This is a genomic window from Plantactinospora endophytica, assembly GCF_016862915.1.
In the GTDB taxonomy this organism is placed as follows: Bacteria; Actinomycetota; Actinomycetes; order Mycobacteriales; family Micromonosporaceae; genus Plantactinospora; species Plantactinospora endophytica.
In genome coordinates, this window is sequence record NZ_BONW01000042.1 from 246,421 (window position 1) to 259,663 (window position 13,243).

Here is a 13,243-nt window from a genome sequence, read left to right on the forward strand (position 1 = left end):
CACGGCTTCGCACGGCGCTTCGCACCGCAGCACCGAGGCGATCCAGCGCCGGCATCACACCGCAGCGCACCGCGCTTCGTTCCGCGCGGCGTGTGCGCGGCGCGGCGGACCCTGCGGTCCGTCCGACCGCAGGGTCCGGGGCACCGGGCCCGTGCTGACGAGCCCGGTGCGGAAAAAGCGGGTGCCGCGTGTTCAGTGGCTCCCGGTCACCGGTTCCCGACCGAGGTGACCGGCTTCGGCGCCGAACATCTCGTCGCACCAGCCGGGCTGGTAGATCGATTCGAGGTACCGCTCGCCGAGGTCGGGAGCGATGGCGACGGCGGTCATCCGGCCCTGCGGGTCGTTCGCCGCGAGCCAGTCCAGCGCACCGCTGACCACCGTGCCGGTGGAGCCGCCGAACAGGAAGCCGTGCCCGGCGAGCGTCCGGCACATCCGCACCGTGTCCGCCTCCCGCACGTGCAGCACGTCGTCGACGTACCGCTCGTCGAGCATCGGCGGGCGGACCGAGGTGCCGAGGCCCGGGATGTGGCGCGGCGCCGGTACGCCGCCGAAGGTGACCGAGCCGACCGCGTCGACCGCCACGACCTTCGCCCGTTGACGGGTGTCCCGCAGATAGCGGGCGCAGCCCATCAGGGTGCCGGTGGTGCCGGCCCCGACGAACAGCACGTCGAGGTTGCCGAAGCGCCGCACGATCGACGGCGCGGTGTGCCGGTAGTGCGCCCGCCAGTTGCCGGAGTTCGCGTACTGGTTGAGCCAGACGTACTGCGGCGAGGAGGCGCACAGCTCGCGCACGTACCGCAGCCGGGCGCCGAGCAGGCCGCTGACCGGATCCGGCTCGGTCACCGTGTAGACCTGGCCGCCGAGCGCCGTCATCATCAACTTCGCGGCCAGATTGCACCGGGTGTCGGTGACGCAGACGAAGCGGTAGCCACGGTTCGCCGCGACGATGCTCAGCGCGACACCGAGGTTGCCCGAGGACGACTCCACGATCGTCGAGCCCGGCCGCAGCGTGCCGTCCCGCTCGGCCTGCGCGACCATCTCGGCCGCGACCTTGAGCTTGATCGAGCCGGCGAAGTTGAAGCCCTCGCACTTCAGGTGGAGATTCCGGCCGAGCAGCGGAGCCAGGTCGACGTAGAGGTCGTCCTGGTGGAAGTCCTGTGGATTGACGATCACCGGCACGGCGCACCCCGGTTTCCGTACCGACCGAGTTCGTGGAAGAAGTCGTCGATCGCGGTCAGGTCGCCGGCTGCCGCCGCGCGGTCGTGGACGTAGCGGCCGACGGCCAGGTCGAGCACGCCGAGCCCGAACGGGGAGAACACCAGCGGGCGGTCCACCGGCGGCCGGAAGTCGCCGGTCAGCACGTCGTACAGCGTCGCGTGCACGAAGTCGCGGTGCCCGACGGCCTGCTCGGCCAGGTGCGGCGAGGTGGCCGCGGTGAGGCAGTGGTCCACGTCGTCGACCACGTTGGTGGAGGCCAGGATGATCTCCGGGGACAGGTCCCGCAGCGACAGGTGCAGCACCAGCGGCGCGTGCCCGAACAGGTCCGGGTCGTGCACGTGCGGCGCCGGTGCCACGGTCGCGAACACCACCAGGTCGCTCGCCCGGATCAGGCTGTCCGCGTCGTCGTGCAGGGTGACCGGACCGGTGTAACCGGAGCCGGTCAGGTAGTCCCGCCACTGCCGGGCGTGGTCCGGGTCGAGGTCGTGGATGCCGACCTCGTCGAACTGCCAACCGGTGCCGGCCAGGTACGTGTGCACGTACCGGGCGATCAGGCCGGCGCCCACGAAGCCGACCCGCGCAGGCCGGGGTCGGCCCTGCGCGGCCCAGCCCCGGGTGAGCCGGTCCGCGGCGAGCGCGGCCGAGGCCGCCGTACGGGTCGCGCTGATGATCGACGACTCGAGGCAGGCGAACGGGTACCCGGTCGCCGGATCGTTGAGCACCAGCACCGCCGAGGCCCGGGGCAGACCGGTGGCGACGTTCTCCGGGAAGCTGGAGATCCACTTGATCCCGTCGACCGCACCGTCCCCGCCGACCGACGCCGGCAGCGCGATGATCCGTGCACTGGGCCGGTCCGGAAACCGCAGGAAGTACGACGGCGGGTTCACCGTCCGGCCGGACCCGTGCAACCGGTAGGCGTCGGCCACGACGTCGAGTACGGCGGCCGGGTCACCGGCGAGCGCCCGCTGCACCTGCGCGCCGGAGACCACCGCGAACGAGGGGGCGGCCATCAGGCACCCCGCACCGGGTCGGCGAACGCCATCAGCACCTCGCGCGGGCCCTCGTAGGGCTCCCGGCTGTGTGCCATCCGGATGTTGTCGATCAGCATCAGGTCCCCCGCCTGCCACGGCTCGCGCACCGTCGCCGCCTCGTATGCCTCGTTGATCACCGTGATGGTCTCCGGTTCGATCGGCTCGCCGTCGCCGTAGAAGGTGTCGAACGGCAACCCGTCCGGACCGAACTCGGCCTCCAGGTACTCCCGCACGGCCGGCGCGAGCGTCGCCGCGTTGAGGAACCCGATCTGGTTGGACCAGCAGTGCTCACCGGTACCCGGGTGCCGCAGGAACGCGTCGCGCCGCTGGGCGGTACGCAGCGTGCCGTCGGCCTCCCAGACCGCCTCGATGTCGTACCGCGCGCAGTACGCCTCCGCCTCGGCCCGGTCGCCGACCCCGAACGCCGCCCGCCAGTCGACGCCGACGTAGTCCCGGAACACCCGGCGCAGCAGCCAGCCCTGTCGGGCGAACCGGTCGACCAGCTCGGCCGGCAGGGACGCGGCGACGACCCGGGAGTCCGCGACACCGGTGATCCCGCCGCGTACGGCCGGCCGCCGGCAGGCCAGCAACAGCCGGCCGGGGACGTCGCGGGTGTAGCTCATCTCGTGGTGCATGCACATCGGCTGGTCCGGTGGCCAGTGTGCGGACGAGTACACGCCGTCGGCGTGCCGGTCCCGGCCGGCGAAGCCCTCCCGCTCCGGCACCAGCCGCAGCGACAGTGCCGTCGCGGCGGCAGCCAGCGCGGCGGTGTCGGTCAGCCCGAGGCCGCGTACCAGCACGGCGCCGCGCGTCTCGACCAGCCTGTCCAGCGCGGCCCGGTGCTCGGCCAGCCAGTGCCGCGCCTCCTGGGCCGGCACCGTCCAGGCGTGCACGACGGCGGGCCGCCCCGGGTCGAACGTGACGTCGAGCCGGCCGGGCGAGTAGTCCGACACCGGCTCGGGCGCCGCCGCCGGAGCGGTCCGGGTCAGCAGGTCGACTCCCGCGCGGTTGCCGTTGACCCGGCGGTTGATCCCGCCCCGTGCGTCGACCAGCCGACCCAGTGCGGCCAGCGTCGGCGAGTCGGTCAGCTCGCGCAGCGACACCCGGCGGTCCAGGCTCGCCAGCAGCTTGATCGCGGCGAGCGAGGTACCCAGGTCGAGGAAGTTGTCGTGCTGGCCGATCAGGCCCGGCGGCGTCTGCGACACCTCCGACCACATCCGGGCCAACCATTCCTCGGTCGGGGTGCCCGGCGGGGTACGCCTGGTCGGTTCGCCGGCCGGTTCGCCGCTCGCCAGCGCGACGAGCGCCTTGCGGTCCACCTTGCCGTTGCCGGTGACCGGCAACGCGTCCAGCTCCCGGTAGACCGAGGGCACCATGTACGCCGCCAGCGAGCGGCCCAGCTCGGCACGGATCCCGTCCTCGTCGAGCCCGCCGTCGCCGCTGTAGAACGCGCACAGGTACGGCTCGCCGGCACCGACCACCACCACGGCGGCGTCCCGGATGCCGGGTACCCGCAGCAGGGTGTTCTCCACCTCGCCGAGTTCCACCCGGAAGCCGCGGATCTTCACCTGGTGGTCGCGGCGGCCGAGGAACTCCAGCCGCCCGTCCGGGCGGAGCCGGCCGACGTCGCCGGAGTGGTAGAGCCGGCCGTCGGCGTCCTCCGGGTCCGGGTGGAAGACGGCTGCGGTGCGCTCGGGGTCGTTGATGTAGCCCCGGGCGACGCAGACCCCGGCAAAGACGATCTCGCCGGGTGCACCGGACGGCACCGGCCGGCCGTACTCGTCGAGGAGCCGGATGTCGGCGTTGCGTACGGCGTGCCCGAGCGGTACCCGGTCGCCGGCCGGCGGCCGGTCCATCACCTCGTGGTTGGTGTCGTCGCAGGTCTCGGTGAGCCCGTAGGCGTTGACCAGCCGGATCGCCGGGTACGCGGCGAACCAGCGGGCGACCAGTTCCGGCTTCACCGCCTCGCCGGTGACCGAGACGGTACGCAGCGCCGGCAGCTCGCGCGGCTGCTGTGCGAGATGGTGCAGCAGTGCCTCCAGATAGGACGGTACGACCTGGAGCACCTCGACCGCGTTCCGGGTGACGACGTCGAGGAACCGGCCCGTGTCGTGCACCGCCTCCTGCTCGACGACGACCGTCCGCCCGCCGACGACCAGCGCCGAGACGAGCTGCCACAACGAGATGTCGAAGCACTGCGAGGCGACCTGGGCGACCACGTTGCCGGCGGCGACCTCCAGGTCCTCCAGCTTGGCGAGCACGTGGTTGACCATGCCGGCGTGCTCGCACATGACGCCCTTCGGCTCGCCCGTCGAGCCGGAGGTGAAGTAGATGTACGCCAGGTGGTCCGGCCCGACGGGCAGGCCGAGGTTCTCGTCGTCGAGCACGCCGCCGGGCCGGGCCGCCTGCTCGGCCCGCAGCACCACCGCGTCGGCCGGGCGGATCTCGGCGAAGTTGGCCTCGCCGGCCCGGCCGGTGACCACGAAGCGGCAGCCGGCGCGCTCCAGCATCCGCGCGATCCGCTGCGGCGGAAAGCCGGGCTCGACCGGCAGGTAGGCACCGCCGGCCTTGAACACCGCCAGCACCGTCGCGGCCCAGTGCAGGTCGCGGTGCATGACGACGGCGACCGGTTCCTCGGCGTCCAGCCCGCCCCGGACCAGGGCCCGGGCCAGCCGGTTCGCCCGCCGGTTCAGTTCGCCGTACGTCCACTGCTCGTCGCGGTGCACCAGGGCCACCACGTCCGGGTGGCGGCGGGCCCGCTCCTCGAACAGCTCGTGCAGCCGCTGCTGCGGCAGCTCCCGCCGGGGTCCGCACAGGGCGGCCCGCTGGGCCCGGTGCTCCTCGGCGGAGACCAGGCAGCAGGCGGCGTGCCGTTGCTCGGGCGCGTCGACCAGGCCGGCCAGCCCGGTGGCGTAGTAGCCGGCGAGCCGGGCCGCGTAGTCCTGGTCGACGGCGTCGAGGCGGTAGCCGAGCGCCAGGACCAGCCGGTCGCCGTCCCACCGGACGGACGTGCGCAGCGCCCGCGCGGGGCCCGGCCCGTCGATCGCCGTGCCGCGCAGGTCGAGCACCGTGTCCGGACCACCGTCCGGTACGTCCTGGCCGTCCTCGATGTCCTGCGTCCGGTCGGAGCCGTCGTCCCCGGCCGGGCCACCGAGGACGGCCTCGGCGGCCCGGACGAGTTCGACCCACGTACCGTCGCCCACCGCGAGGTCCCGCGCCGCCACCCGGTCGGCACCGGCGAGCAGCAGCCCGGTGGTGACCGTCGAGTCGCCGCTGAGCGTGGCGAGAACCCGCGCGTGTACGGCCAGCACGATCGCCGGCCAGGAGACCTCGACGTCCCGGGCGACCCGCCGTACGCCGGCCGCGACGGTCGGGTCGACGTCCAGCAGGTACGTGCCCGCCTGGACGCCGGACCCGGCGGGCCGCTCGACCCACCGTGGCAACAGCGTCGACACGCCGACGCGCGGCCCGGGGGTGGTACCGACGTCCATGGTCTCAACGTCCCTTCGGAAGCTCGCCACGCAGGCGGTGCGGGTTCATGAACCGGCCGCCTCTCGCGCGTCGAAGCGGGAGTAGCGGCGCATTCCGTACAGCAGCGGGGTGCCCTCGCTGTAGCGCAGGTTGATCACCTCGCCGATGACCACGTCGTGGTCCCCGACCGGCAGCCGCCGCCGTACCGTGCACTCGGCCACGGCGAGCGCGTCGTCGACCAGCCACGGCGCCCCCGACCGGTCGGCGGGCTTCCAGGCGACGTCGCGGAACCGGTCCGGGGTGCGGGACGCGAACAGTTCGGCGGTCGCCTGCGCGCCGGAGTGCAGCAGGTTCACCGCGAAGACGCCCTGGTCGCCGATTGCGGCGAGGGTGCCCGACTTCGCGTTCAGGCAGATCAGCAGCGTCGGCGGGCGCAGCGTGACGCTGGACAGCGACGTACAGGTCATGCCGTGCGGCATGCCGTAGGCGTCGACCGCGGTGATCACGCTGACCCCGGTCGGGTACGAACTCATCAGCAGACGCTGTTCGTCGGCGCTGACCGCCGTCGGTGTCGTCAGCGTGTGCGAGGCAATTGTCGTCATGATCGCCTTCCTCGGGTCGAGGCGGGCGGTGGGTGGACCGTGGGGGGCACGGTCCACCCACCTTGGGGGGGTGTTACTGAATGGAGGACAGGTATTCGTAGGCGCTCGGCAGGGCCGAGACGAGCTGGGCGGCGTCCCGGCGCACCCCGGCGAACTCGGCCCGGGCGTTCGTCGGGTCGATCAGCGGCAGCGCGGGACGCGGTCCGGGCGGCACCGCACCGAGGCCGAGCAGCATCGTGTTCCACGAGTACAGCTCGAAGCCGTGGTAGTACGGGTAGATGCCGTTGTCGTCGAGCAGCACCCGCGAGGCGGTCTCCAGCCGCTCGCCGAGCCCGTCCGGGATCGGCCGGAGGTCGGTCTCCTTCCAGTACGGCGTGTCGTTGCGCTGCGCGCACCGGTAGTGCAGGACGAGGAACTCCTTCACCCCGTCCACGACGTGGCCGACCCGCGCGTTGTAGTTGTCGCGCAGCGTCGGGTCCCAGCGCTCGTCCGGGAAGTGCTTCACGAGCTGCTCGATGCCGTGCTGGATGAAGAAGATGCCGGTGGACTCCAGCGGCTCGACGAACGCGCTGGACAGGCCGATCGCCACGCAGTTGTTCACCCAGGAGCGCTCGTTGCGGCCGATCCGCATCCGGATGTGGTTGGCCTGCAGGTCGTCCTGGCCCGGGGCGACGAACTCGCGCAGCGTCCGCTCGGCCTCCTCCGGCGTGCAGTACTCGTCGGAGTAGACGTAGCCGTGGCCGTTGCGGGCGAACAGCGGGATGGTCCAGATCCAGCCGTTCGGCGCCGCCGTCGCGGTGGTGTACGGGTTGATGCCGAGCCGCTCGACGTCGCGCGGCACCCGCAGCGCCACCGCGCGGTTGTTCGGCAACACGTCCTGGAACGAGTCGAACCGCTCGCCGAGCGTCTGGTTGATCAGCATGCCCCGGAAGCCGGTGCAGTCGACGAACAGGTCGCCGGTGATGTCGCCGTGTTCCCGGGTGCGGACGTGGCTGATCCACCCGCGCTCGTCCTGGCCGACCTCCAGCACGTCGTCGGTGACGTGCCGGATGCCGCGCTCGACGCCGTACTCGGCCAGGAACTTGGCCAGCAGGTCGGCGTCGAAGTGGTACGCGTACGGGAACTGGGCGCGCTGCTCGGCCAGCGTCGACCGGCCCAGCGACCCGTCCAGGTTGGCCGCGAACAGCGAGCCGTCGAGGTTGCGCGGCGAGCGCTGGGCCTCGCACAGCGCGGGCGTGACGAAGCAGTCCTGGTCGTACTCGCCGGTCCCCTCGGCCAGCCACCACTCGGCCAGGTTGAAGCCGTCGGCGACGCGCAGCCGCTCGAACGGGTGGTAGAAGTGGTGTCCCGGCTCACGCCAGTTCTCGAACCGGATCGCCAGCTTGTACGAGCCCGCGCACTTCGGCAGCCACTCGCGCTCGTCCAGCCCGAGGAAGTCGAAGAAGTGCCGGACCGTGGAGAACGTCGCCTCGCCGACGCCGATCGTGCCGACCCGCTTCGACTCCACCAGGGTCACGTCGACGCGGTCGCCGAAGGCCGCCCGTAGGTAGGTTGCCGTCATCCAGCCGGCGGTCCCGCCACCGACGATGACTACTCGATTCACCATCTTCGTTCGCTCCATCCGTCGACCGGTCTCCGGCGCGGTCCGCCGTTTCCGGTGTGATGTGTGGGTGTGTGATCCACCGTAGACATTTGGCTTTTCACTGCGATATCAAAATGCTTTGTCGGCGCCGCCCGGCACTCGTTTTTCCGAGCGGTTCCGGTCAGTTCTCCAAAACTGTTCCGGGCCGGTCCGGCGCCATTTCGGACAGGGTCGAACCGGCCGGCGGCGGTATGCCCGCCGCCGGCCTGAGGTCACGCTTTCCGGGCTACCGCTTCACGCGGTAGCGCAGGACGGCGATCGGGCCGAAGACCGCGACGGCGCCGACGATCCAGATGCTCGCGCCGAGCGCCGGCCCGGCCACCTCGCCGCCCGAGAGCAGGCCCCGGCAGGCGTCCACGACCAGCGTCATCGGGTTGACCTTCACGAACGCCTGGAGCCAGCCGGGCATCGTCTCCACCGGTACGAACATCGAGCTGCCGAACTGCAACGGCACCATCCACAGCGTGGCGATGGTGTCCACCGTCGGCAGGCTGCGGGCGGTGAGCCCGATGACCGCCGACACGCAGGACAGCGCGACGCCGAAGCCGACCAGCAGGCCGATCGCGGCGAGCAGTTCGAGCGGCCCGGTGTGCACCCGGAACCCGATGAGGACGGCGAAGGCGAGGATCACGAACTGGGCGATCGTCATCCGTACCGCGTCGGAGATGATCCGGCCGGCCAGCACCGCCGAGCGGGCCACCGGCAACGACCGGAACCGGTCCACGATGCCGGTGCCGAAGTCGACCGCGAGGCCGACGCCGGTGGTTCGGGACACGATCGTCACGGTCAGCGCCATGATGCCGGGCATGAAGTACTCGATGTAGCTACCGGTGTCACCGGCGATGGCGCCGCCGAAGACGTACACGAACGCGAGGGTGAAGACGATCGGCATGACGGTGGCGTCCAGTAGCTGCCCCGGGTCGCCCCGGAGCTTGCGCAGGTTGCGCGAGGCCATCACCAGGGCGTGCCGGACCGCCGTACCGAGGCCGAGCGGCGGCGCCGACGCGGGCACCACCACCGGAGGGCGGCTGGCCAGCACGGCCGGGCTGTTGACGGTCGCGGTCATCGCGAAACCTCCGATCCGGCGGCCACCAGGCTCGCCTCCGATTGGGTGAGACGCAGGAACGCCTCGTCGAGGCTGGGCGTACCGGTGTCGATGCCGGCGAGCGCGACGCCACAGGCCGCGATCGCCCACACCACGGCGGTGACCTGCTCGTCGCTGTTCACCGGCACCTGGTACTGACCGGCGTCGGCCACCACGGTGCCACCGGTCAGTCCGGCGGCGACCAGGGTCGCGGCGACCGTCGGCAGGTCGGCCGGGTCCACCGGCCGGATCCGCATCGTCCGGCCACGCACCCGGGCGCACAGTTCGGCGGTGGTGCCCTCGGCCGTGATCCGGCCACCGTCGAGCAGCACGAGCCGGTCGGCCAGCGCCTCCGCCTCGTCCATGTACTGCGTGGTGAGCAGCACGGTGGTGCCGTCGTACGCCATCTGGCGCACGGTGTCCCACAGCGCCGCCCGGCTGTGCGGGTCCAGGCCGGTGGTCGGCTCGTCGAGGTACAGCACGGTCGGCCGGCCGACCAGGCTGGCGGCCAGGTCGAGCCGTCGACGCATGCCGCCGGAGTACCCGCCGGCCACCTTCCGGCCCGCCTCGACCAGGTCGAAGCGTTCGAGCAGCGCGGCGGCCCGGACCTTGGCGTCCCGCCTGGACAGGCCGAGCAGCCGGCCGATGATCTCCAGGTTGTCCAGGCCCGAGAGATCCTTGTCCACGGCGGCGAACTGGCCGGTCAACCCGATCAGCGCCCGCACCTGGTGTGCGTCGCGGACCAGGTCGTAGCCGTACACCCGGGCGGTGCCGGAGTCCGCGGTGTCCAACGTGGACAGGATGCGGACCAGGGTCGTCTTGCCGGCACCGTTCGGGCCGAGCAGACCCAGGATCTCGCCCGGCGCCACCGCGAGGTTCACCCCGCGCAGCGCCGGGGTACCGCCGAATCGTTTGGTCAGGTCGTCGACCTGCACAGCAGCGTTCATCGTTCCTCCTCCGTCCTGCACCAGGGCAGGCGTCACCGCGCGCCGCGTACCGGGCACGGAACGGTGGTGGGTCGGGCGATCGTCAGCGACGCCCGCGGTGGCCGGTCTTCACGGTGCGGTCGTCGCAGACGGCCGCGACGGTGCGGGCGACCGAGGGGTTGGGCTCGATCAGGAAACAGGAACCGCAGAGCATCGCGGTGGGGCAGCCGGAGTTGCCCAACGCCGCCCACTCGGTGTGCGCGCGGACCCGGGCGGCCTCCAGATCCTCGGCGCGGTCCTCCACGTCGGCACGCTCCCGGGCGTACAGCCGGACCAGCTCCGACATCCGGTACGCCAGGCTGCCGGCGGCCGGATACTCCGTCGGCTCCAGCAGTTGCGCGTCGACCAGCCGCTCGGTGAGCGTCTCGGCGTCGAACGGCGTGGTGTCCAGCAGGCTCGCCGCCACCGAGACCGGGAACGTCGGCCCGCCGAGCAGACCGAGCCGACGGAACATCAGTGCGGCGGCCGGATCGAGACGCCGGTAGCTCACCTCGAGCGAGGCGCGTACGCCGCCGGTGCCGTCGTCGGACAGCTCGCCGAGCCGGCGGTCCGGGTCGGCCAGCCGGGCAACCATCCGGGGCATCGTCCAGTGCTCCCGCGCCGCGAGCCGGGTGGCCGCGACCGTGACGGCCAGCGGCAGCCCCTCGCACTGCTCACCGAGGAGCGCGGTAGCCGCCGGATCGGCGTCGACCCGGGACGGGCCGACGGTCGCCCGCAGCAACTCGACGGTCTCGGCGCTGCGCAGCCGTCCGAGCCGGACACCGATCGCCCCGGCGAGGTCGTGGTGCCGCCGGGTGGTCAACAGCGCGCAACACGTACCGCTGCCGGGAAGCAGGAGTTCGACCTGGGCAAGGCTGTCCGCGTTGTCCAGCACCAGCAGCAGCCGCCGGTTGTTGACGAGGCTGCAGTAGAGCGCGACCCGGTCGGCGAGCTGTGCCGGCATGGCATCGGCCGGTACCCCCAGCGCCCGCAGGAAACGGGCGAGCACCGGCTCGACCGACCCGGGCTCGCCGTCGGACCCGTACGCGCGCAGGTCCGCGTAGAGCTGGCCGTCGGGAAACGCGTCGGCGTGCTGCCGGGCCCACTGCACGGCCAGCGCCGACTTGCCGATGCCGGCCGGGCCGGAGATCACGCCGAGCGGCAGCGGGCCGTCGGCCGAGCGCCGGGTGAGCAGCTCGTCGAGCGTCTCCTGCTCCTCCGCCCGACCGACGAAGACCGACAGGCTGCGGGGCAGTTGTGCCGGCACGACGTTGCCACGGCCGGTCGGAGCGGCCGGCTGCTCCCCCAGCGACGGTGCCGCCTCGCCGCGCAGGCAGGCCGCGTGCAGCCGCTGCAACGTGGCGCCGGGCTCCAGCCCCAACTCGTCGATGTAGAGCCGGCGCCCCTTGCGGAACACCTCCAGCGCCTCGGCCCGCCTCCCGGACCGGTACAGCGCCAGCATCAGCAACGCGCGGGTGTGCTCGCGCAGTGGCCGCTCGTCGACCAGGGTGGTCAGGTCGCCGACCAGCTCACGGTGCTGGCCCAGCCGCAGCCGAAGCTCCAGGAACTGCTCGTACGCGGTGAAGCGCTGCTCCTCCAACTGCACCGCCGCCGACTCGACCACGTCGCCGGCGACGTCGGACAGGGCCCGGCCACGCCACAGCGCCAGCGCCTGGCCGAGCAGGTCGACGGCACCGTTGAGGTCGCCGTCGGTGACCAGGGCCTGCGCCTGGTTGACCTTGGTCTGGAACTCGACGGCGTCGATGCGGTTCCCCTGGGACACCAGGACGTACCCGGACGGTACGGTCCTGACCACCTCGCCCTCGATCCCCGCCTTACGGAAACACTTGCGCAGTCCCGCGATGCAGATGGCGACCTGGGTACGTCCGGTCGTGGGCGGCCTGCCGCCCCACAGCGCGTCGAACAACCGGTCCACCGAGACGACCCGGTCCGGTGACAGCGACAGCATCGCCAGGACGGTGCGTTGCCGCGGACCACCGATCGGCACTGCCCCGGCGTCGGTCGCCATCCGGACAGGCCCGAGTATCTGTAACGAAAAGCTCCCCGTTGTCAGCACAGTGTCAGCCAAATCTCTGGAAGAGGTCGAAATTCGGGTTCCCGGGCCGTCGATCGGGACGGGACCGGAAGCGCACCGCCGCCATCAGCCGACCAACACGTAGCCGTCGCCCGGCCGCAGTGCCCGGGAACGTCGGAGGTCGGTGGTGACGAACGTGCGTTGCAGCCAGCGGTCCTCGCCGTCGTAGCGCGGGCGGAACGGGGTACGGCCGTGCACCGTCACCCGGTTGTCGACGATGGCCAGGTCCCCCGGTTCGAGGTACACCGTCTGGGCCAGCTCGCCGAACAGGTGCTGGAGCCGGTCCAGCGCCCGCCGACCCCGGCCGGTCAGCGCGGTGGTGGCCGCGAAGTCGACCCGCAGGTCGGGGTCGTCCAGCGCCCCCGGCAGCACCGGGTGCGGCTCGGTCTGCGAACCGACGCAGAACGACGGCGGCGCCGACGTGACGAACTCCGGTGCGGCGAGCGCGGTCCGGGTCGCGGAGTCGAGCAACGGCAGTACCTGACGAACGCACGCCGTACGCAGTCCCGCCTCGCGGTCGTGGTCGGGTCGCAGGCAGAGCAGCATCACGTAGTCAGGTCGGTAGTCGTGGAAGGCGTTCTCGTTGTGGAACTGCAACAGCACCGAACCGGTGTTCTCCTGCGTGTTCTCCCGACCCGGTACCGGCACCACGTCCTGCACCAGCGCACCCGACTTCTCGGCGTGGTACGCGATCGGGTCGCCGAGTTCGGTGGCGACGGTCATCAGCACGCCGGCCGCCACGGTGGCCGTACGCTGCACGGAGCCGGCGACCGACGGCGTGTCCGGCATGGTGCCCTCGCCGACCGGCAGGCCGCGCAGGACCAGGGTGCCCGTCTCCCCCGAGTACCGGCGGAACTCGGCGAGCGAGCGGCGAAGACGGTGCGGCAGCGCGCCACCGCCCTGCCGGGCGGCGCCCACGAAGTCCGGGTCGTCGACCCGGCCGTCGGCCTGCGCCAGCAAGGCGTCGGCGACGGCCTCCACCGTCGAGCGGTCAGCCGCATCGAGTACGCACCGTCCGGCACGCTCCTGCGGACCAACGCTAGTCAGCATGTCTCACCCTTCTTCACCATTGGGATGATCACTGCGAACCTCTGGCGCCGACAGTAGGACCGCTGGTTATCCCGGCTCTATCCAG

The 13,243-nt window shown here is 72.2% G+C and carries 9 protein-coding genes; all 9 read right to left on the bottom strand.

What is annotated here, in order from left to right; all coding sequences use genetic code 11:
- Nucleotides 1-192 precede the first annotated feature (192 nt).
- The 9 genes from sbnA to Pen02_RS35925 all read right to left on the bottom strand — a co-directional run bounded on the left by sbnA (nucleotide 193) and on the right by Pen02_RS35925 (nucleotide 13,158).
- A complete protein-coding gene (gene sbnA, locus Pen02_RS35885; protein WP_203870635.1) occupies nucleotides 193-1,173 on the bottom strand; it encodes a 2,3-diaminopropionate biosynthesis protein SbnA in 981 nt (326 codons plus the stop codon).
- Nucleotides 1,170-2,228, bottom strand: coding sequence for a 2,3-diaminopropionate biosynthesis protein SbnB (gene sbnB / locus Pen02_RS35890; protein WP_203870636.1), 1,059 nt, complete (start codon nucleotides 2,226-2,228; stop codon nucleotides 1,170-1,172). Before sbnB ends, sbnA begins: the two co-directional genes overlap by 4 nt.
- Complete coding sequence (locus Pen02_RS35895; RefSeq protein WP_203870637.1) at nucleotides 2,228-5,740, bottom strand: non-ribosomal peptide synthetase; 3,513 nt, start codon at nucleotides 5,738-5,740, stop codon at nucleotides 2,228-2,230. Before Pen02_RS35895 ends, sbnB begins: the two co-directional genes overlap by 1 nt.
- 45 nt (nucleotides 5,741-5,785) lie before the next feature.
- Complete coding sequence (locus Pen02_RS35900) at nucleotides 5,786-6,322, bottom strand: flavin reductase family protein (RefSeq protein WP_203870638.1); 537 nt, start codon at nucleotides 6,320-6,322, stop codon at nucleotides 5,786-5,788.
- A gap of 73 nt (nucleotides 6,323-6,395) precedes the next feature.
- Entirely contained in the window at nucleotides 6,396-7,928 is a 1,533-nt protein-coding gene (locus Pen02_RS35905; RefSeq protein WP_203870639.1) for a tryptophan halogenase family protein, read from the bottom strand.
- A gap of 262 nt (nucleotides 7,929-8,190) precedes the next feature.
- The gene (locus Pen02_RS35910) at nucleotides 8,191-9,030 is read right to left on the bottom strand and encodes an ABC transporter permease (RefSeq protein WP_203870640.1); all 840 of its coding nucleotides are present in this window, start codon (nucleotides 9,028-9,030) and stop codon (nucleotides 8,191-8,193) included.
- Nucleotides 9,027-9,995: an ATP-binding cassette domain-containing protein gene (locus Pen02_RS35915; RefSeq protein ID WP_203870641.1), complete on the bottom strand. Its 969-nt coding sequence runs from the start codon at nucleotides 9,993-9,995 to the stop codon at nucleotides 9,027-9,029. Before Pen02_RS35915 ends, Pen02_RS35910 begins: the two co-directional genes overlap by 4 nt.
- Nucleotides 9,996-10,077: 82 nt before the next feature.
- Complete coding sequence (locus tag Pen02_RS35920) at nucleotides 10,078-12,042, bottom strand: AfsR/SARP family transcriptional regulator (RefSeq protein ID WP_275413651.1); 1,965 nt, start codon at nucleotides 12,040-12,042, stop codon at nucleotides 10,078-10,080.
- A 132-nt stretch (nucleotides 12,043-12,174) separates the two neighbouring features.
- Complete coding sequence (locus Pen02_RS35925; protein WP_203870643.1) at nucleotides 12,175-13,158, bottom strand: TauD/TfdA family dioxygenase; 984 nt, start codon at nucleotides 13,156-13,158, stop codon at nucleotides 12,175-12,177.
- Between the last annotated feature and the right edge of the window lie 85 nt (nucleotides 13,159-13,243).